At 73.4% G+C, this 19,016-nt stretch carries 17 protein-coding genes; 7 read left to right on the top strand and 10 right to left on the bottom strand.

Annotation, left to right across the window (positions count from 1 at the left end):
• The first annotated feature begins 59 nt into the window (after positions 1 to 59).
• Positions 60 to 971, top strand: a complete 912-nt coding sequence (locus AB0I79_RS36980; RefSeq protein WP_357883681.1) for a LysR family transcriptional regulator — start codon at positions 60 to 62, stop codon at positions 969 to 971.
• Between the two features lie 91 nt (positions 972 to 1,062).
• On the opposite strand, the gene AB0I79_RS36985 is transcribed toward AB0I79_RS36980, so the two are convergent.
• On the bottom strand, positions 1,063 to 1,971 hold the full coding sequence (locus AB0I79_RS36985) for an aminoglycoside phosphotransferase family protein (protein ID WP_357883684.1): 909 nt from the start codon (positions 1,969 to 1,971) through the stop codon (positions 1,063 to 1,065).
• Between the two features lie 28 nt (positions 1,972 to 1,999).
• Between AB0I79_RS36985 and AB0I79_RS36990 the strand changes: the two genes are divergently transcribed.
• On the top strand, positions 2,000 to 2,206 hold the full coding sequence (locus AB0I79_RS36990) for a hypothetical protein (protein ID WP_357883687.1): 207 nt from the start codon (positions 2,000 to 2,002) through the stop codon (positions 2,204 to 2,206).
• Positions 2,207 to 2,461: 255 nt separating this feature from the next.
• Positions 2,462 to 5,797 carry a family 16 glycoside hydrolase gene (locus AB0I79_RS36995; protein ID WP_357883690.1) on the top strand — a complete coding sequence of 1,112 codons (3,336 nt, stop codon included), beginning with the start codon at positions 2,462 to 2,464 and terminating at the stop codon, positions 5,795 to 5,797.
• Positions 5,798 to 5,878: 81 nt separating this feature from the next.
• Here AB0I79_RS36995 and AB0I79_RS37000 read toward each other — a convergent pair whose 3' ends face one another.
• Both AB0I79_RS37000 and AB0I79_RS37005 read right to left on the bottom strand, forming a co-directional pair.
• Positions 5,879 to 7,300: an aminotransferase class V-fold PLP-dependent enzyme gene (locus AB0I79_RS37000; RefSeq protein ID WP_357883693.1), complete on the bottom strand. Its 1,422-nt coding sequence runs from the start codon at positions 7,298 to 7,300 to the stop codon at positions 5,879 to 5,881.
• A gap of 105 nt (positions 7,301 to 7,405) precedes the next feature.
• Positions 7,406 to 8,188 carry a glucose 1-dehydrogenase gene (locus AB0I79_RS37005; protein WP_357883696.1) on the bottom strand — a complete coding sequence of 261 codons (783 nt, stop codon included), beginning with the start codon at positions 8,186 to 8,188 and terminating at the stop codon, positions 7,406 to 7,408.
• An 86-nt stretch (positions 8,189 to 8,274) separates the two neighbouring features.
• On the opposite strand from AB0I79_RS37005, the gene AB0I79_RS37010 reads away from it, so the two are divergent.
• Entirely contained in the window at positions 8,275 to 9,126 is an 852-nt protein-coding gene (locus AB0I79_RS37010; protein WP_357883699.1) for a helix-turn-helix transcriptional regulator, read from the top strand.
• Positions 9,127 to 9,207: 81 nt separating this feature from the next.
• On the opposite strand, the gene AB0I79_RS37015 is transcribed toward AB0I79_RS37010, so the two are convergent.
• From AB0I79_RS37015 to AB0I79_RS37045, 7 genes are all read right to left on the bottom strand, one after another.
• The gene (locus tag AB0I79_RS37015) at positions 9,208 to 10,170 is read right to left on the bottom strand and encodes an RNA polymerase sigma-70 factor (protein WP_357883702.1); all 963 of its coding nucleotides are present in this window, start codon (positions 10,168 to 10,170) and stop codon (positions 9,208 to 9,210) included.
• 43 nt (positions 10,171 to 10,213) lie between these two features.
• Positions 10,214 to 10,957: an SDR family oxidoreductase gene (locus AB0I79_RS37020; protein ID WP_357883705.1), complete on the bottom strand. Its 744-nt coding sequence runs from the start codon at positions 10,955 to 10,957 to the stop codon at positions 10,214 to 10,216.
• A gap of 88 nt (positions 10,958 to 11,045) precedes the next feature.
• Positions 11,046 to 11,252 carry a hypothetical protein gene (locus AB0I79_RS37025; protein ID WP_357883708.1) on the bottom strand — a complete coding sequence of 69 codons (207 nt, stop codon included), beginning with the start codon at positions 11,250 to 11,252 and terminating at the stop codon, positions 11,046 to 11,048.
• Between the two features lie 280 nt (positions 11,253 to 11,532).
• A complete protein-coding gene (locus AB0I79_RS37030; protein WP_357883711.1) occupies positions 11,533 to 12,750 on the bottom strand; it encodes an MFS transporter in 1,218 nt (405 codons plus the stop codon).
• Complete coding sequence (locus AB0I79_RS37035; protein ID WP_357883713.1) at positions 12,747 to 13,727, bottom strand: ABC transporter substrate-binding protein; 981 nt, start codon at positions 13,725 to 13,727, stop codon at positions 12,747 to 12,749. The genes AB0I79_RS37030 and AB0I79_RS37035 overlap by 4 nt, the downstream gene beginning before the upstream one ends.
• Complete coding sequence (locus AB0I79_RS37040) at positions 13,724 to 14,521, bottom strand: ABC transporter ATP-binding protein (protein ID WP_357883716.1); 798 nt, start codon at positions 14,519 to 14,521, stop codon at positions 13,724 to 13,726. Before AB0I79_RS37040 ends, AB0I79_RS37035 begins: the two co-directional genes overlap by 4 nt.
• Positions 14,521 to 15,576 (bottom strand): iron ABC transporter permease, encoded by a 1,056-nt coding sequence (locus tag AB0I79_RS37045; protein ID WP_357883992.1) that lies wholly within the window; start codon positions 15,574 to 15,576, stop codon positions 14,521 to 14,523. The genes AB0I79_RS37040 and AB0I79_RS37045 overlap by 1 nt, the downstream gene beginning before the upstream one ends.
• 138 nt (positions 15,577 to 15,714) lie before the next feature.
• Here AB0I79_RS37045 and AB0I79_RS37050 point away from each other — a divergent pair, with 138 nt between their 5' ends.
• Genes AB0I79_RS37050 through AB0I79_RS37060 form a run of 3 tightly spaced genes read left to right on the top strand, consistent with a single transcriptional unit; the run spans position 15,715 to position 19,012 of the window.
• The gene (locus AB0I79_RS37050) at positions 15,715 to 17,262 is read left to right on the top strand and encodes an ABC transporter substrate-binding protein (RefSeq protein ID WP_357883718.1); all 1,548 of its coding nucleotides are present in this window, start codon (positions 15,715 to 15,717) and stop codon (positions 17,260 to 17,262) included.
• Positions 17,259 to 18,221: an ABC transporter permease gene (locus AB0I79_RS37055; RefSeq protein WP_357883721.1), complete on the top strand. Its 963-nt coding sequence runs from the start codon at positions 17,259 to 17,261 to the stop codon at positions 18,219 to 18,221. Before AB0I79_RS37050 ends, AB0I79_RS37055 begins: the two co-directional genes overlap by 4 nt.
• Positions 18,218 to 19,012: an ABC transporter permease gene (locus AB0I79_RS37060; RefSeq protein WP_357883724.1), complete on the top strand. Its 795-nt coding sequence runs from the start codon at positions 18,218 to 18,220 to the stop codon at positions 19,010 to 19,012. The genes AB0I79_RS37055 and AB0I79_RS37060 overlap by 4 nt, the downstream gene beginning before the upstream one ends.
• Positions 19,013 to 19,016 lie beyond the last annotated feature (4 nt).

Here is a 19,016-nt window from a genome sequence, read left to right on the forward strand (position 1 = left end):
TGAAGGATGGGTTATCTTGTCTAAGATCAATATTGCTATGGTGTTATGTATCGGGAGTCATGATGGACCTGAACATGCTCAGGCAGTTCGTGGTGGTGGCCCGGCTGGAGCACCTCAGCCGTGCGGCCGACGAGCTCCGCGTCGCCCAGCCGTCGCTGAGCCGTACCATCAGCCGGTTGGAGAGCGAGCTGGGCGCCCCGCTGTTCGACCGGGCCGACCGGCTGCGGCTGAACGACACGGGCGTGCTCTTCCTGGGGTACGCCGAGCGCTGCCTCGGCGAGCTCGACGCCGGGCGGCGGGCCGTCGCCGACGCCGTCAGCCAGGGGGTGGGAAGCGTGCGGCTGGCCTCGGAGACGTTCCTCACCCTCACCGGGCCGCTGGCGGCCTTCAAGCGCGATCATCCTGGCGTCGAGTTCGTTCTGAACTGGACGGCGGCCGAGGAGATGGCCCGCCGCCTGCGGGCCCAGGACGTCGACCTGTGCGTCGCCTCGCAGCCCGTCCACGCCGAAGGCCTGGCGTCCGAGCGGCTGTTCGACGAGGCTGTGGGGGTGGGCACGCCACTCGATCACCCGCTGGCGGGCCGCGCCCGCGTGAGCATCGGCGAGCTCGCCGGCCAGCCCTTCATCACCGCCCGCAAGGGGCACTGGATCCGCCGGCTGCTCGATCGCCTCTTCGCCGCACGCGGCCTCACCCCGAGGATCGTCTGCGAGAGCGACGAGCCCAGCGCCATCGCGGAGCTGATCAGCGCGGGGCTCGGCATCGGGCTCGTTCCCGCGTTCGCCCGCCGCGTCGCCACCCGCACCCCAGGCGCCTGGATCGCCGTCGACGAGCCCGACTGCCGCCGCACGGTCACCCTGTACTGGGGCGCCGACAGCCACCTGTCGGCCGCGGCCCGCCTGATGCGCGCCACGATCACCGGCTGGGACTGGAGCGCCGGCGAGCCGCAGGGGCTCGGGGCCGCTCGCCCATGACGGGCTCATCCAGGCGAGCGCGCCGGCCAGACTACGGCCACGGCCCGGCCGCCCTCCACGCCGGCGACCCGACCTGCCGAAAGGCCGCCGGTCAGGGAGCCAGGAGCGGGGCGAAGTGTCCGCCGTCCCCTTCGGCGAATGCCGCGAGCATGGCGGCGGCGTTGGCGCGGTCGGCCTCGTCGGGGTCGTCGGCGGCCAGCTCGTGCGCCAGCACCCACATCTCCAGCATGATGGAGTACCCGACGAGCACGTCGGGGCCGCCCGCGGCGTCCAGCGCGGCGGCGGCCACGCGCCGGACGGCGGCCTGCAGCGGGGCGCGCCCGGCGGGGTCGCCAGGGCCGAAGGCCAGCTTGACGACCTCGTTGAGGTCGATCGCGATGGGGGCGATCACGGCGAACTCGAAGTCGAGCAGCGCGACGACCTCGCCGTCGTGCCACAGGGTGTTCGGGGTGCAGAGGTCGCCGTGGTTCAGCGCCACGGGCGCCCCGGGCAGCGCGGCCCAGAAGCGGTCGAGCGCCTGGCCGAGCCCCTTGGCCTGGGCGGGGGCGAGCCCTCCCGCGGACACGAGCCGGTCCAGGGCCGCCGCCGCCTCCGCCGGGCTCCCGGGGAAGAAGGGCGAGCGGGAGCGGGCGTGCGGCGCGGCGGCGGCCACGTCGACGCGGTGCACGTGGCGGGCCCGTTCCCACATCTGCTCGACGGCCCGGGCGCGGGCGGCGGCGTCCAGCGACGGCCACACCTCCTCGAGGTTCTCCCCGGTCACCCGGCGGGACAGCACCCACTCGTGGCCCTGCCGGACGCCCGCGTCGACGACGGGGGGATAGCCGACCTCCACCGGGAGCAGCTCCGCCAGCCGCCGCTCGCGGAGCAGGTCCGCCGGTCCGGGCGTGGAGGCGACGCGGATGACCAGGTCGTCGGTCAGCCACGTGGCGTTGGTCCAGCCCCGGCCGCGCCGGGCCCCGCCGAGATCCGCCCCATGGTCACGCAGGACCGCTTCGGCCACACGCCGAGGGTCAGAGGTGTTCGTCACGGTGGCACGCTACAAGGCCGAGGTCGCGAAGATCGCCCCGATCGAGGCGGGATTCGCGGGGAGGTGCGCGGGATGCCCGTACGCGGACGCCAGCGCGGTCATCACGTTGCCGCGGCGAACAGCACCAGCCCGGGCGGGGACGAGGGCCGCCGCGATCACGGAGGCCGGTCAGGCAGGGACGGGAGCGCCGCCGCGGGCGGCCGGCTGATCACGACAGGCGTTCGACCTGGGAGTCGGCAGCCGGAGGCACCCTTCTGCCCCGACATGTCAGGGCTTTCTTCGATATTCGGCGGAAGCCTATGGGCAAGACGAAGATCTCGTCTTATATTACGGCGCAGAGCAGCGTTATCCCCTTCACGTTCCAGCGTATGAGCCCCGGCATCCGCCGACGGATCTCCGCCTCCGGCGATGCCGCACCCCCACCCACGCCGAACGCGGCGCCCTCTCCGAGATGGGACAGGTCATGCGGACGTCACCCCTGTTATCCCTCTTACTGATCATCACCTGCCTGGTCGTGCCCGCCCCGGCACACGCCGAGGTTCCGCCGCAGGAGCCCGGCATCACCCTGCGCACCTACGACGTGCAGGTCGAGCTGTCCAAGCTGTGCACGCTCAAGCCCGGCCAGACCCCGAACGTGGACAAGCTGATGCCCACGATCGACTGGACCACCGACGCGGACTTCGGCCTGACCGACATGTTCGTCACCGAGGCCGTGGGCAACATCGCCATCCCCGCCGCCGGCACCTACGAGTTCCGCCTCACCAGCGACGACGGCTCCCGGCTGCGCATCGGCGACACCGTCGTGATCACCAACGACGGGCGGCACGGGCCGATCGCCGTGGACGGCACGATCACGCTGGCCGCCGGCTACCACGCGCTGCGCGTCGACCACTTCGAGCACCTGTACGGCCAGCAGCTCAAGCTGGAGTGGAAACCGCCAGGGGCCGCCGCGTTCTCCCTGGTGCCGGCCTCGGTGCTGAGCACGGACGCGGACGTGGTGAGGGTCACCGCCCCGGGGCGCAAGGAGTGCGAGAGCGGCGCCGACTCCCCCGGCGACGGGCTGCCCCTGGCGTCCGTGCACCCGGATCTCACGCTCACCGACCTGCGCCCGGCCGGTTTCGAGCCGCAGGTGAGCGCGATGGACTGGCTGCCCGACGGCCGGCTGGCGATCGCCACGTGGGGCGGCTCGGAGACCAGGCTCGGCGAGGTCTACCTGCTCGGCAACGTCACCGGCCAGACCTCGCCCGAGCGGGTGACCACCAAGAAGATCGCCGGCGGGCTGCAGGAGCCCATGGGCATCAAGTACGTGGACGGCAAGCTCTACGTCTCGGAGAAGTCCCGGCTGGTGGAGCTGAACGACACCGACGGCGACGAGGTCGCCGACGACCTCAGGACCGTGGCGACCTGGCCGTTCGGCGGCAACTTCCACGAGTTCGCCTTCGGCCTGCTCTACCGCGACGGCCACTTCTACATCAACCTGTCCGTCGCCATCGACTACGGCGGCGCCACCACCGACCCGCAGCCCGCGCGGGACAGGGGCACGGCCATCAAGGTCAGCAAGGCCACCGGCAAGGTCGAGTACGTCGCCGGCGGCCTGCGCACGCCCAACGGCCTCGGCTGGGGCCCGGAGGGTGAGCTGTTCGCCATGGACAATCAGGGCGGCTGGCTGCCCGCCTCGAAACTCGTGCACGTCAAGCAGGACCGGTTCTTCAACCACTACACCAACCCGGACGGCCCGTTCGACGGCAACCCGGTCAGCCCGCCCGTGTTGTGGCTGCCGCACAACGAGATAGCCAACTCCCCCAGCAACCCGCTGGTCATGAAGCGGGGCAGGTTCGCGGGGCAGGTGCTGTTTGGCGACGTCACGTACGGCGGGATCCAGCGGGCCTACCTGGAGAAGGTCAACGGCGAGTACCAGGGCGCGGTCTTCCGCTTCACGCAGGGGCTGGAGGCGGGGGTCAACCGGATCAGCCTGGGCCCCGACGGCGCCATCTACGCCGGCGGCCTGGGCGCGGGCGGGAACTGGGGCCAGCCCGGCAAGCTCACCCACGGCCTGCAGAAGCTGACGCCGGGCGAGGGCAAGGCGTTCGACATCCTGCGGATGCGCGCGGTGGAGGGCGGCTTCGAACTGGAGTACACCGAGCCGCTGTCGGCGGAGACCGCCGCGTCGCTGGCGGCCAGGTACCAGGCCACCCAGTGGCGGTACGTCGCGGCCTCCACCTACGGCGGCCCCAAGGTGGACGAGGAGCCGCTGACCGTCACCTCCGCGAGGCTTACGGCCGGCGGCAGGAAGGTCACGCTCAAGCTCGCCGGGCTGAAGCCTGGACGGGTGGTGCACCTGCGCTCACCGCGCCCGTTCGCCTCGGCCTCGGGGCGGCCGCTGTGGAGCACGGAAGCCTGGTACACCCTCAACTCGCTGGTCGGCGGCCGTCCGGCGGACACCACCTACGAGGCGGAGAGCGCCTCGCCCGGCGGCGGCGCGAAGCTGAACACCGACCACCTGAGCTACTCGGGCAGCGGCTTCGTCGACGGCTTCTGGACGGCGGGGGCGTCCACGCGGTTCGCCGTGCGGGTCGCCGAGGCCGGCACGTACCACGTGGGGCTGCGCTACTCCAACGGCCCGCACCCCGCGCCCGGCGCCAAGTCGCTGAGCGTGTACGTCAACGGGACCAAGGTCAGGCAGGTGCCGCTGCCCACGACGGAGACGTGGGACCAGTGGGCCACCCGGATCGAGCCGCTCGCGCTGAAGGCGGGCGCCAACACCATCGCCTACACCTACGACAGCGGCGACGCCGGCAACGTCAACCTGGACTCCATCACCGTGGCCGCGCGCCCGGTGCTCGAGGCGGAGCACGCCGCGCTGCGCGGTGGCGCGGCGGTGAGCACGGAGCATCAGGGCTACACCGGCAAGGGCTTCGTCGGCGGCTACACGGCCGTGGGCGCGAGCACGTCGTTCTCCGTACGGGCGGACTCGCCCGGCCCGCACAACGTCGGGCTCCGCTACGCGGCGCCGGCCGGCACGTCGGTGAGCGTGTACGTCAACGGGACCAGGGTCAGGCAGGTCCGGCTGGCGGCCACCGGCGGCTGGGACGACTGGGCCGTCCAGACCGAGACGCTCGGCCTCAAGCGGGGCTCGAACAGGATCGCCTACAGCTACGACTCCGGCGACGCGGGACAGCTCAGCCTCGACCATCTCACGGTGTCGCAGGCCGAGCGGATCACGCTGTTCGACGGGTCGAGCCTGGCGGCGTGGGAGAAGCGGGCGGGCGGGGCGGCGACCTGGCCGGTCGCGAACGGCTCCATGGAGTCGTACGGCGGCGACATCCGCACCCGGCGGACGTTCGGCGACTTCAGGCTCCACGTCGAGTGGTACGAGCCGGACTACCCGCCGGACGTGACCGGCCAGCGGCGCGGCAACAGCGGCGTCTTCCTGCAGGAACGCTACGAGGTGCAGGTCCTGGAGTCGTACGGTGACACCACGCCGGCCGCCGACGAGGCGGGCGCCATCTACTCCAAGCGCGCGCCCGACCGCAACATGGCCACCGCCCCGGGCACGTGGCAGACCTACGACATCACCTTCCGCGCGGCCCGCCACACCAGCGCGGGAGTGAAGGTCGACGACGCGAGAGTGACAGTCGTCTGGAACGGGGTGGTGGTACACGACGACGTGCCCGTCGACGGCGGCACGGGCGACAACATCCCGGAGAGCGCGGCAGCGGGCGGGATCCGCCTGCAGGATCACGGCGATGCCGGCGAGAACCCGCGCTTCCGCAACGTGTGGATCGAACCCGTCTCCTGACCGCCCGAGGCAGGCCGTCCCCTCCCGCGAGGGGGCGGCCTGCCGTCACCAGGCGGCCGGGCGGTGCCTGCCCGGTGCGCCTTAATCCAGCTCCGCCCGCAGCTCGGCGCAGGCCTCGCGGATGTCGTCGAGGACCTCCTCGACCCGGTCCCGGTGGGTGCGGTGGCTGACGACGCACACCCGGATCATGTACCGGCCGCCGACGCGCGTGCTGGACAGCAGGGCGCGGCCGCGGGCCGTCACGCGGCGCAGCAGCTCGGCGTTGAAGGCGTCGGCGTCGCCGCGCCCGGGCACCCAGCGGAAGGCCACGGCGGTCAGGGTGGGCCGCCACGGCACCTCGAAGCCGTGCGCGCGCAGCGTCTCGTACGTCAGCTCGGCCAGGTCCAGCTTCTCGTCGAGGGCCTGGCGGAAGGCGGCGAGGCCGTGCAGCTTGATCGGCAGCCACAGCCGCAGGCCGCGGAACTCGCGGGTCAGCTCGGGCGAGTACTCGGTGAAGTTCGGGATGTCTTCCTCCTCGCCGAGGTCCTGCAGGTAGGCGGCGCCCACGTGGTGGGCCTGGCGCAGCCGGGCGCCGTCGCGCACCAGCAGCGCGCCGGTCCCGTACGGCAGGAACATGGCCTTGTGCGGGTCGATGGTGATCGAGTCGGCCAGTTCGATGCCGCGCAGCCGGGCCCGGCCGCGTTCGGTGAGCTGGAACGGGCCGCCGTAGGCGGCGTCGACGTGGAACCACGCGCCGGCGTCGCGGGCGACGGCGGCGAGCTCGGGCAGCGGGTCGACGGCTCCGGTGTTCGTCGTCCCCGCGCTGCCGATCACGAGGAAGGGCCGCAGCCCGGCGCGCCGGTCGTCCTCGATCATCGCGGCCAGCGCGTGCGGGTCCATCGCCAGGCTGTCCTGCGCCGGCACGACGCGTACGCGGTCGCGCGGGACGCCGGCCAGCAGGGCGGCCTTGGCGCAGGAGGCGTGGGTCTGGTCGGTGACGTACGCGGTGCCGTCGAGGAAGCTCTCGCCGAGCAGGGTGGTGCGGGCGGTGACGACGGCCGAGAAGTTGGCCATCGAGCCGCCGGAGGTGAGGATGCCGCGCGCCTGCTCCGGGTAGCCGAACAGGTCGCGGAGCCAGCCGATGACCGTGGCCTCGATCTGGGCGCAGGCGGGGGCCAGCTGCCACACGGTGACGTACTTGTTCAGCGCGGCGGCCAGGAAGTCGGCGAGCGCGGCCGCGTACAGGCCGCCGCCCGGCACGTACGCGAGATAGCCGGGCCCGGCGCTGATGGCGCCGCTGCGGGCCGCCGCGTGCACCGTGGACAGCAGGCCGGGTAAGGAGCTGCCGTGCTCGGGCGCCGGCTCGCGCAGCGCCGCGGCCAGGGGCGCGGCGCCGTCGAGGTCGAAGGCGGGCAGCTCGGGCAACTCGTCCAGGAAACGCTGGACCAGGGCCAGCACGGCCTCCCCCATGGCGCGCGTCTGCGCGGGGCCCGGCTCCAGGGGGTACTGCTTGGCATCGGACATGATCCGTATCCTGGCACCGCGCGCCCGCGCTCCGGCACGCGCCACTACGGCGGGTGTGCGGATGCGTGCCGGGTCAGCGCCCTGGACATGGGCGGGGGCGGCGGGTCAGGCGCGGGCGCCACCGTCCACCCTGAGCACGGCGCCGGTCACGTACGAGGCGCGGTCGCTGAGCAGCCAGGCGGCGGCCTGCGCGATCTCCTCGGGGTCGGCGGTGCGGCCCAGCGGGATGCGGGTCGTGAGCCGCTCGACGAGGCCGGGCGAGTGCTCCTCCCACGTGCGGATCATCTCGGTCAGCGTGCCGCCGGGGGCGATCGCGTTGACGCGGATCCCCTCCGGCCCGTACGTGATGGCGGCCGACTCCGTGAGGCTGTTGACGGCCCGCTTCATCGCCCCGTAGGCGGGCAGCTCGGGGTTGCCCATCAGGCTGCCGACGCTGGAGTTGTTGACGATGGCCCCCGTGCCGGCGGTGGCCCGGATGGCGGCGATCTCGGCGGTCATGGCCAGCCACGGGCCCCTCAGGTTGACGGTGTAGAGGTGGTCGAAGTCGTCCTCGGTCACCTCGTCGACCGGGCCGGGCGGCGTGATGGTGGCGCCGTTGTTGAAGGCGACGTCGAGCCGGCCGTACAGCTCCACGACGCGATCGACGGCGGCGCGCACGGAACGCGCGTCGGCCAGGTCGCAGACCGTGTAGTCCGCAGTGCCGCCCGCCGCCCGCACCTCCTCGGTCACCGTCTTGAGCTGCTCCTCCGTACGGGCCGCGAGCAGCACCCTGGCGCCCTCCCTGGCGAACAGCCGCGCCGCGGCGGCGCCGATGCCGCGCCCGGCGCCGGTGATGAAGGCGACCTTGCCTGCCAGCAGGCCCATGGACATGTCATCGGTGTTGTGCATGAGATCGAGCCTGCGGCAGGCCCCCGTGCTCATCCAGGTATCAGCAGTACATGCCTGTCCTTTCCTGACTCGTGCAAGCTGGAGGTATGGACAGACGAGAACTGGCGGCCTTCCTGCGCAGCAGGCGCGAGCGGATCACCCCCGCCGACGTGGGGCTGCCTGCCGGGCCGCGCCGCCGTACGCCCGGGCTGCGCCGCGAGGAGGCGGCGCAGCTGGCCTACATCTCGACCGAGTACTACACGCGGCTGGAGCAGGCCCGCGGGCCGCGCCCGTCGCACGAGGTGCTGGCCGGGCTGGCCAGGGCCCTTCGCCTGTCGGACGCCGAGCGCGCCCACCTCCACCACCTGGCCGGCGCGCCGCCCGCCCCGGCGCCCGGTCCCTCGCGTGAGGTCCGCCAGAGCATCCTCGACCTGCTGCGACGGCTGCCGCAGGCCGCCGCGATCGTGACGTCCGCGACGATCGAGGTGATCGCCTGGAACGATCTGGCGGCGGCCCTCATGGAGGACTTCTCCGCCCTGCCGCGGCGCGAGCGCAACCTGGTGCGCCGCGCCTTCCTCGGCCCGCACCCGCAGGGACGGCGGCTGTACGGGGTGTCGGACGCCGACGAGTTCGCCCGCATGTCGGCCGGCCGCCTGCGCGCCGCCGCCGCCCGTTACCCCGGCGACCCGGAGGTGGCCGGGCTGGTGCGCGAGCTGCGCGAGGGCAGCGAGGAGTTCGCCCGGCTGTGGGACTCGCACGACGTGGCCGCCGCGCCCGTCATGACCAAGACCTTCCAGCATCCGCTGGTCGGCCCGGTCACCGTCAACTGCGACGTGCTCGACATCAGCGACCGGGACCAGCAGGTCGTCATCTACACCGCCGTCCCCGGCTCGCCGTCCGAGCAGGCGCTGCGCCTGCTGTCGGTCGTCGGCACGCAGCGCATGGACGTCCCGACCTGAGCCGCGCCGGCCCGGCGGCAGGCCGGGTCGCCGGTGGGTGGCATGCCCGCCTCGCGCAGCCGCCGCACCGGACCGTGCGTGTCAGCTCCGCGGCAGGCGCGCCACATCGGACACCTCTCCGAGATGGCGAAGCTTGTCGGGATTGACCACCGAGTGGATCGCCTTGATCACGCCGCCGGCGATGTCGAGCCCGACCACGCCGGCCACGCGGCCCTCCGCGTCGTACATGACGGCGCCCGGCCGGCCGTTGACCCGGGCCGGCCGGTAGGAGACGCCGAGCTCGGCGACCCGGCGGAGTCCTGCGACGAGCAGCCGCGCGACGCGCTGCGCGTCGGTCGCCGGTCTCGCGATCGCCTGCGCCTTGCCCCCGCCGTCCCCGTGGAGGACGACGTCGGGCGCGAGCATGCCGAGCAGCGCGTCCAGGTCGCCGCCCGCGGCGGCGTCGAAGAACCTGCGGGCCAGTTCCTCGCCGCGGGCGCGCCGGGCCGGGGGCGGCGGGCCGGCGGGCTCCCGCCCTCCCGCGGCGACGCGCTGCCGGGCGCGGGCGAAGATCTGCCGGCAGTTCACCTCGGTCTTGCCGGTGAGGCGCGCCACGTCCGGGTAGCCGTATCCGAACACCTCACGCAGCATGAACACCGCCCGCTCGACCGGCGAGAGGGACTCCAGCAGCACCAGGAACGCCATCGACAGCGAGTCGGCCAGCTCGGCGTGCTCGGCCGGCCCGGGCCCGCCGGCAGGCGCGACGACCGGCTCGGGCAGCCAGTCCCCCACGTACGTCTCCCGCCGCACCCTCGCCGACCTCAGGTGGTCGATGCCGAGCCTCGTCACCGCCGTCGTCAGGTACGCCTTCTGGTCGGCGATCACGGTGCCCGCCTGGCGCGCCCTGGTCAGGCCGAGGAACGCGTCCTGCACGATGTCCTCGGCGTCGCCCACGGATCCCGTCATCCCGTACGCGATGGAGAACAGCAGCGGCCGGTACGCGTTCGCGCCCGTCTCATCCCCCGCTCCGGACACGGGCTTCCACTCCTCGACTCGCGTGCTCATCGGAGGGCGCCAGAGTATCGAAGGCGCCTCAGCCCCTCGCCGGTCACCAGGCGATGGGGCCGAGGCGGTCGACGAAGATCCCGGTCGGCCCGTCGGGGCCGAGCGTCGCGAGCCTGACGATCGAGTCGGTGCCCTCGGTGACCGTCAGCTCGCCGGTGTGGTTGTTCATGTCGGTGGCGGCGAACTTGTGGTTGGCGACCTCGCCGGGGGTGGCGAGGTTGAACTTGATGTCCGGGAGCGCCTGGGCGTACCGGAGGGTGATCATGTTCAGCGCCGTCTTCGAGGAGGTGTAGGCGAGCTCGTGGAACTTCGAGGCGGCCTGCTCGGGGTCGGTCACGACGGAGAAGGCGCCGACGGCGCTGGACACCATCACCACCCGCGGGTGGTCCGAGGCCCGCAGCAGGGGCAGGAACGCGTGCGTGACCCTGATCGGCCCGTACACGTTGGTGTCGTAGACGGCGTGGATCTCCTCGACCGTCGCCTGCGCGGGCGTGACGGCCCTGCCGGGCGCTCCGGCGTTGTTGATCAGCACGTCCAGCCGGTCGGTGTGCTCGCGGACGAGCCGTTCCGCGGCGGCCACCGACTCGTCGGAGGTCACGTCGAGCGGGACCATGACCACGTTCGCGCCATCGGCGGCCAGCTTGCCCGCGGCCGCCCGCCCGCGGCCCTCGTCCCGCGAGCCGAGAAAGATCGTCCAGCCCAGCTCGCCGAGCCGCCGGGCCGCCTCGAGGCCGAGACCCTTGTTGCCTCCGGTGATCAGCACCGAGGTCCGTTCCGTGTTCGTCATGCCCTCTGAAGACGGAACGCTCCCCCGGGCTGTGACACGGTGTGACCGACGACACACCACCGGCCGGTCGCCGCGGCTGCGGCACCGGTCAGCGCCTCGACGCGATCCGCTCCACCGGCCGCACCCGTCCGTCAGGCAGTGTCATGCGCAAGCTGGTCGAGGCCGGGTCCGCGCACCCGGACAGCCTCACGGTCAGCTCCACCGGCATGCAGACCCACTTCCACAACAGCACGGTCGCCTCGGTGCAGGACGGCTTCGGCGCGATGGCGCTGACCACCCTCATCAAGATCGACATGCGGTTCGCGCTCGACCTCGGCTACCCGTACGGCCCGGCCGCCACGCCCTGGCAGGGCCCCGGCATCTTCGGCCACGTCACCTTCAACAAGGCCGCGCCCGAGCCGATCAAGATGCTGCCGCGCATCAGCGACTACCTCAGCGCCCCGTTCGGCACGAAGGAGTACGAGCCGGCCGACTACGGATTTCGAGCACCTGCACGGCTCCTACTCTTGGCAGGGCAGGCGCTGAGGAGCCGGGCGACCCATCGCGCGTCCGGCGTCCCACAGGCGGGAAGTGTCTCATCGGCGCGAGAAGCCGCGGCTGCTGGGCACCAGGGCCGCCGCGGCCGGGGCGAGGAAGCACACCAGCGCGCACCCGGCCAGGACCGGCTGCAGGCCGAAGGCGTCGATGGCCGGGGCGAGGAGGGCGAGGCCGACAGGGGCCAGGCCGTAGGAGACCAGGAAGTCGAGCGAGGAGACGCGGGCGAGCAGGCGCGGCTCCACCTCGCGCTGCGTGGCGGTGAACCAGGGCACGTTGAACAGCTCGATGCCCAGCCCGGCCAGCGCGTAGGCGGCGAACACCAGGGCGGGGTGCGCCGGCAGCAGCAGGCTGAGCGGCGCGAAGCCGTACAGGGCGAGGCCCGCCAGGGCGGCCCAGCCCTGAGCGCGCGGCGTCCAGCGGGCCACGAGCAGCGCGCCGGCCAGCGCGCCGAGGGTGTAGGCGGTGAGCGCCGCCGCGAGCACCGCCTCGGTGCCGTAGCGGTCGCGGCTGACCAGCGGGAGCGCCACGCCGGTGGCCGAGTAGCCGGTGAAGATGACGGCGGCCAGCGCGCCCAGGCCGGCCAGGAACCACGGGTGCCTGCGCGCTTCACGCACGCCCTCGCCGAACTCCCCGAAGAACCGCGCGCCCGCCGCCGCCCGCGCCGGGGCGCGCAGGCCCCGGGGCGGCAGCAGCGCCGCGACCACCCACAACACCCCGGTGCCGACCAGCAACCACCAGGTGTCCAGGACGGCCGCCAGCAACGCCGTGCCCGCCGGCGCCACCAGCGTGGTGACGCGCACGGCCAGCGTCATGGCGGCGTTGGCCCGCCGGCGGCGGCCGGCGTCGACCACCTCCGCGGTGAGTGCCTGGAACGCGGGCCGGCACGCCCCCTGACCGGCCCCGACCACCGCCGCCGCCACGGCCATGAGCGGCACCGAGCGGCCGAGCCCGAGCGCGATGAACGGGGTGGCGAGCGCGGCGGCCAGCCCGGCCCACAACACCACGGCCCGGCGCGAGTACCGGTCGGCCAGGACCCCGCTGATCGGCACCGCGGCGAGGAAGCCGATGGTGCGGGTGGCCAGCACGATGCCGAGGCCGGCGGTGGTGAGGGTGCGGTCCAGCACGGCGAGCCCCAGCACGAAGGGCAGCGCCCAGGTCGCCAGGCCCGAGGCGGTGGTGCCGCACCACAGCCGGACGAACCGCCTGTCGCGCAGGATCGGCCGCGCCCCGGCCGGCGACGTCTCCCTGCCGGTCATTTCTTCAGTTCACGCAGGTATTTCGCGAACCCTTCCAGGCCGTCGATGTTGCGCGGGCCGCTGATGCCCTCGTTGTAGTCGAGGATGTGGAAGCGGTCGTTGACGACGGCCGGCAGCTTGCTGGTGGTGGGGAACTCCTTCAGAAACTTGATCTTCTCCTCGGCGGGCTTGTCGCCGTAGTCGAGGATGATGATGACCTCCGGCTTGGCCTGCACGACGGCCTCCCAGGTGACCTCGCTCCAGCGGGCGTCCAGGTCACCGAAGATGTTGCGGCCGCCGGCGAAGCGGATGATGTCGCTGGGCGGCACCTGGCTGCCCGCGGTGAACGGCTTGTCCGTGCCCGAGTCGTAGAGGAAGACGGGGGTCGGGTCGCCCTTCGGGGCCTGGGCCTGGACCGCCTCGACGCGCTTGCGGTAGCCGGCGATCAGGGCCCGGGCCCTGTCCTCGACGCCGAAGATCCTGCCGAGGCGTTCGAGGTCGGTGTAGAGGGCTTCGAACGGTGTGACGCGTTCGGGAAAGCCGGGGTAGTTGAAGCACGACTCGGTGTGCATGAAGCTCTGGATCTTCAGGCCGTCGAGGATGGCCGGGGTGATGCCGCGCTGGTCGCTGAAGCCGGAGCGCCAGCCGGCGACCACGAAGTCGGCCTTGGCGTCCACGACCAGCTCCCGGTTGAGCAGGTCGTCGCTGAGGAACTTGACCTTGGCATACTCGGCTGCCCAGGGGGATTCCTCGACCGGGGGGTTGGCCGGCGGCATGACGTAGCCGTGCACGTGCTGGGTGAGGCCGAGGGCGAACAGCTTGTCGGCGCTGCCGCCCTCGTAGACGACCGCGCGGCGGGGCGTGGTGTACCGGACGTCCTCGCCGCATCTCTTGACCGTCACCGTGCGCGCGGCGGCGCCGCCGCCCTCCACCTGCGCGCCGCATCCGGCGAGCAGGAGCGTGCCCGCCAGGAGCACGGCGAGGGTAGGTGTCTTCACTCGGGGGTTCCTTTCGACGTCGTGACCGTGCCCAGGCCGTAGAGCACCTGCGGAGTTCCGGTCAGCGGATGGGGGACGACGCTCGCCTCGACGCCGAACGCCTCGCGCAGCAGCTCCTCGGTGAGGACCTGCGCGGGCGGGCCGCACGCGACGAGGGTGCCGTGCGACAGCACCGCCAGCCGGTCGCAGGCGGAGGCGGCGAGGTTGAGGTCGTGCAGGGTGACCAGCACGCTCAGCCCGGAGCCTTTGAGCATCGACAGCAGGCGGATCTGGTGGTGCAGGTCGAGATGGTTGGTCGGCTCGTCGAGCACCAGTACCTGCGGCTCCTGGACGAGCGCCCGGGCGACCAGGACGCGCTGGCGTTCCCCGCCGGACAACGACAGCACGCCGCGCCCGGCCAGGTGCAGCACCTCCATCTGCGCCATGGCCTGACGGCACAGCTCGCGCTCGCGGGCGCTGAGCGCCTGGTTGCCGCGCAGGTGCGGGGCGCGGCCGAGGGCGACGACCTCCTCGACCGTGAAGTCCAGGTCCGCCCTCCCCTCCTGGGTGAGGGCGGCGATCCTGCGGGCGCTGTCGCGCAGCGGCATCCGCGACAGGTCCTCGCCGTCGATCCAGACCGCGCCGCCCGTCGGCCGCAGCGCCCGGTACACGCACCGCAGGGCCGTGGTCTTGCCGGAGCCGTTGGGCCCGATCAGCCCCACCACCTGTCCCGCCTCGACCGCGAGCGCCAGATCCTTGACGATCGGGGCGCCGCCGATGGACACCGACACCTCCTCCAGCAGCAGCCGGGCCATCAGCGTCCTCCGAACAGGTAGCCGCGGCGGCGCAGCAGGACGACGAAGACCGGCACGCCCACCAGCGCGGTGATCACGCCCAGCGGCAGCTCGCGCGGCGCCACCAGGGTCCTGGCCACCAGGTCGGCCCACACCATGAAGATCGCCCCGGCCAGGGGCGCGATCGTCAGCACGCGTACGTGCGCCGCCCCCGTCCACAGCCGCACCAGGTGCGGCATCACCAGACCGACGAAGCCGATCGCGCCGCTGACCGCGACCATCGCGCCGGTGGCCAGCGACGTCAGCACGAACAGGCCCTTGCGGAGCCTGACCGTGTCCACGCCCAGGCTCACCGACGTCTCGTCGCCCAGGGCGAGCACGTCCAGGTTGCGCGCGAAGCGGCGCAGCGCCACGACGGTGACGGCGGTGACGACCGCCACGACGGGCAGCGCTCCCCACGTGGCCGCGCCGAAGCCGCCCATCGACCAGAACAGCACCGTGCTCGTCGACTCGCCGTCCGGGACGAAGTACACGATCAGGCTCATCACCGCCTGGAAACCGAAGGCCATCGCCACGCCGGTGAGCACCAGCCGCAGCGGCGTCAGGCCACCGGCGCCGCGCGAGGCCAGGTAGACCAGGGCGGAGACGAGCAGCGCGCCGAGGAACGCGCCGGCCGAGACCGCGTAGATCCCCAGGGCGGTCAGCGCGCCCGTGACGCTGACCAGCACCGCCCCGGCCGACGCCCCCGACGACACGCCCAGGACGTACGGATCGGCCAGCGCGTTGCGCACCATCGCCTGGATCGCCACGCCGACGACGCTGAGCCCGGCCCCCACCAGGACCGCCAGCAGCACGCGCGGCGTCCGCACCTGCCAGATGATCTGGTAGGCGGTGACCTCCTCGGCCGTGATCGAGCCGCCGGTCACGGCCGCCCACAGGAAGCGCAGCGTCTCCCCCGGCGGCACGGCGGCGGCGCCCAGGCCGATCGCCAGCAGCACCGACAGCGCGAGGACGCCGGCCAGCAGGGTGACGATCAGCGGCATCGCGAACGTCGTGGCGGGCGGCGGCTCGGGCATCGTTCTCAAGGACCCTCCAGAAAATGAGAATCATTTCCGAAGGCAGACCGTATCACCACAAAAGCCCCATGATCTCCCCGAACGGCATGAAGACGGTTATCGTTTGCGTACGAGATCTGGATGTCGGCAGGAGATCAGGTGCGAAGACGAGCCGCGATGATCGTGATGGCACTTCTGGCGGCGGCCCTGTGGGGATGCGGCGGCCAGGAGCCCGGCGGGCAGGGCGGGAGCCGGCTCACCCTGGCCGCCCCGCGCGACCTCGTCGCGGGCCCCGAGGACCCGTACTACGCCCACCAGACGTTACGGATCTGGGAGCCGCTGGTGACCGTGGACGACAAGCTGCGGCCCGTCCCGGCCCTGGCCGCGTCCTGGGCCGCCGCCGACGAGGGGCGGCGCTGGACGTTCACGCTGCGCGAGGGCGTGCGGTTCAGCGACGGCACGCCGCTGACCGCCGAGTCGGTGGTGGCTGGCGTCGAGCGGTTCCTGCGGATCGCGCCCCGGCAGTCGGCCTTCTTCAGCCTCGACGCGGGGATGGAGGCGGCGTACGGCAAGCTCGGCGACGTCCGCGCCGAGGGCGGCAAGGTGGTGTTCGTGCTGAAGGAGGGCGTGGCCGACCTGCCGGGCAGGCTGGCCGGCTTCTACAGCATGGTCCAGTCGCCGAAGGCCTTCGCCGCCTCGGGCGCCTTCGCCGGCAAGCCGATCGGCACGGGGCCGTACACGCTGGCGAGCTGGACCAAGGGGCAGCAGGCCGTGCTCGCCGCCAACCCGCACTACCACGGCGCCGCCCCCGCCTACGACACGATCGTGGTCAGGGTGATCCCGGACGCCAACGCCCGCGTCGCCGCGTTACGGGCCGGCGAGGTGGACGGGCTGATCGACAAGGGCGCGCTGCTGCCGGGCCAGGTCGCCGCGGTCGCCGCCGACAGCCGCTTCCAGGTGGTGCGCAGCCCTTCGGTGCTGACGCACTACCTGACCTTCAACGCCTCCCGCGAGCCGTTCTCCGACCCGCGCCTGCGCGAGGCGGCCGACCTGGCCGTCGACCGGCGGGCCATCGCCGGCACGCTGCTCGCCGGCACGGCCACGCCGGGCGCGGGCTTCCTGTCTCCGGTCTTCGGCGACCTCGCCGACCCGGGCATCGCCGCCGCGTACGACCCCGGCAGGGCCCGCGAGCTGGTGGCCGCCGCGGGGCCGCCGTCGGAGCCCGTCACCGTCCTGATCTCCTCGGCCGAGACCGGCCAGTTCCCCTACACCGACGTCGCCGAGGTGCTGCGCGCCTCCTTCGAGCAGGCGGGCCTGCCGGCGAGGGTGAGGGTGGCCGAGGCCACGAAGTCCGTGATGGAGGCCGGGGACTACGACGTCTTCCTCAGCGCGTACAGCCTGCCGAACGCCGACGCCGACTACCTGTTCCGCCGGTTCCTGCGCTCGGACGCGTCCTGGAACGTCGAGCGCCGGCTCGGCTACCGCAGCGCCGGGTTCGACGAGCTGGTGGACCGGGCCGCGACGCGAACGGACCCGGCCGCCCGCCGCGACCTCTACCGCCGGATCCAGCGGCTGCTGGCGGCCGACCGGCCGATGATCGCGCTGGCCTACCAGGACAACCCCGTCGTCACGACCACCGAGGTCAGCGGCGTGACGCAGAACGTAGCCCACGTGACCGATCTGGGCAGGCTGGCGCCCAGGAAGTGACCGTCATCGTCCTGCGGCGCGTCGCTGAGCTCCTGCTCGTGCTCCTGGTGCTGTCGGTGCTCGTCTTCCTGCTGACCTCGCTCGCGCCCGGCGACCCCGCCGAGGAGATCCTGCGCCGCGGCGGCATCCAGCCGACGGCGGCCGGGGTCGCGGCGCTCCGCGCGGAGCTGGGGCTCGACCAGCCGCTGTTCAGCCGGTACCTGCGGTGGCTGCTGGGCGCGCTGCGCGGCGACCTGGGCCGGTCCTACGTCGACCGCTCCCCCGTGGCGGCCGAGATCCTGGCGCGGTTGCCGGCCACGCTGCGGCTGGCGGTCGCGGCGGCGGCGGTCGCGGCGGGGCTCGCGTTGCTCGCCGCCCTCATGGCCGCGTTCCGGCCGCGGGCCCTCGACAGCCGCGTCCTGGCGCTCGTGACGGTGGCGATCGGCGGCGTTCCTCCCTACATCGTGGGGATCCTGCTGATCAGCGTGGTGGCGGTGGGCCTGCGCCTGCTCCCCACGGGCGGCGACGGCGGCCCGGGCGCGGTGGTGCTGCCCGCGCTCACCCTCGGCCTGGCCGGCGCCGCCACGCTGCTGCGGCTGCTGCGGGCCGACCTGGCGCGGGCGCTGCGGCTGCCGTTCGCCAGGCTCGCCACCGTCAAGGGGCTGCGGCGCCGGCGTACGGTCGTCGTGCACGCGCTGCGCGTGGCCGCGCCGAACGCGGTCACCGCCGTGAGCCTGGTGCTGGCGGAGCTGCTGGCCGGCGCCGTGGTGGTGGAGACGCTGTTCGCCTGGCCCGGCGTGGGGCAGCTCGCCGTGGCGGCGATCAGGCAGCGGGACGTGCCGGTCGTGCAGGCGTACGTGCTGGTCGTCGCGGTCGCGACGGTCCTGCTCCTGGCGGTGACCGAGCTGTGCCTGTCGGCCCTTGACCCGCGGCTGGGCGCGCGTGGCCGGCCCGCCACCTCGCCTGGGGGCCGCCGATGACGGGCCGTGCCGGTGCCGGCGTCCTCGTGCTGGTCGTGCTGTTCTGCCTGTTCGCGCCGATGCTGACCGGGTACGACCCGTACCTGCCGGATCTGGGGCGCGCCCTGCTGCCGCCCGGCCCCGAGCACTGGCTGGGCACCGACCAGCTCGGCCGGGACCTCCTCACCAGGACGGCCATGGCGGGCCGCACCTCCCTGCTGGTCGCGTTCGTTATCACCGCGGTCACCACGGCGCTCGGCACGGTCGCCGGGGCGGTGGCCGGGCTGGCGGGCGGGGTGACCGGCCGGCTGCTGCGCTTCGCCGCCACCGTGGCCCTCGCCCTGCCCGGGCTCACGCTGGCGCTCGCGCTGGCAGGCGTGCTGCGGCCCGGGTACGTCACCGTGCTGGCCGCGCTCGTGCCGCTCGGCTGGGTGAGCTGCGGTCTGGTCGCCCACACGGCGACCCGGCGGGTGGCCGGCGCCGATCACGTGCTGGCCGTACGGGCCATCGGCGCGTCCCCGCTCTACCTGCTGCGCCGCACCATCGGCCCGCACCTGGCCGGGCCCGTCCTGACCGTCGCCACCGCGGACTTCGCCCGGACGCTGATCGCCGTCACCTCGCTCGGCTTCCTCGGTGTCGGGCTGCCGCCCGGCGCCGACTGGGGCGGCATGGTGAGCGAGGCCACCGCCCTGCTGGTCACCGCGCCCCGCCTCGCGGTCGTGCCCGCCCTCGCCCTCGCCGTCACCGGGCTGGCCGCCGCGCTCGTGGCGGACCACCGCCAGGGCCTGGAGCGCCAGGGAGTGGAGCCATAGTGCC

Origin of the sequence: Nonomuraea sp. NPDC050202, assembly GCF_040656115.1 — a bacterium.
Classification (GTDB): domain Bacteria; phylum Actinomycetota; class Actinomycetes; order Streptosporangiales; family Streptosporangiaceae; genus Nonomuraea.

Bases quoted from the DNA above. Each gene is read 5' to 3' on its own strand.
- AB0I79_RS36980 (WP_357883681.1), top strand. From the start codon at position 60: ATGATGGACCTGAACATGCTCAGGCAGTTCGTGGTGGTGGCCCGGCTG.
- AB0I79_RS36995 (WP_357883690.1), top strand. From the start codon at position 2,462: ATGCGGACGTCACCCCTGTTATCCCTCTTACTGATCATCACCTGCCTG.
- AB0I79_RS37000 (WP_357883693.1), bottom strand. From the start codon at position 7,300: ATGTCCGATGCCAAGCAGTACCCCCTGGAGCCGGGCCCCGCGCAGACG.
- AB0I79_RS37005 (WP_357883696.1), bottom strand. From the start codon at position 8,188: ATGCACAACACCGATGACATGTCCATGGGCCTGCTGGCAGGCAAGGTC.
- AB0I79_RS37010 (WP_357883699.1), top strand. From the start codon at position 8,275: ATGGACAGACGAGAACTGGCGGCCTTCCTGCGCAGCAGGCGCGAGCGG.
- AB0I79_RS37015 (WP_357883702.1), bottom strand. From the start codon at position 10,170: ATGAGCACGCGAGTCGAGGAGTGGAAGCCCGTGTCCGGAGCGGGGGAT.
- AB0I79_RS37020 (WP_357883705.1), bottom strand. From the start codon at position 10,957: ATGACGAACACGGAACGGACCTCGGTGCTGATCACCGGAGGCAACAAG.
- AB0I79_RS37025 (WP_357883708.1), bottom strand. From the start codon at position 11,252: ATGTCGATCTTGATGAGGGTGGTCAGCGCCATCGCGCCGAAGCCGTCC.
- AB0I79_RS37030 (WP_357883711.1), bottom strand. From the start codon at position 12,750: ATGACCGGCAGGGAGACGTCGCCGGCCGGGGCGCGGCCGATCCTGCGC.
- AB0I79_RS37040 (WP_357883716.1), bottom strand. From the start codon at position 14,521: ATGGCCCGGCTGCTGCTGGAGGAGGTGTCGGTGTCCATCGGCGGCGCC.
- AB0I79_RS37045 (WP_357883992.1), bottom strand. From the start codon at position 15,576: ATGCCCGAGCCGCCGCCCGCCACGACGTTCGCGATGCCGCTGATCGTC.
- AB0I79_RS37060 (WP_357883724.1), top strand. From the start codon at position 18,218: ATGACGGGCCGTGCCGGTGCCGGCGTCCTCGTGCTGGTCGTGCTGTTC.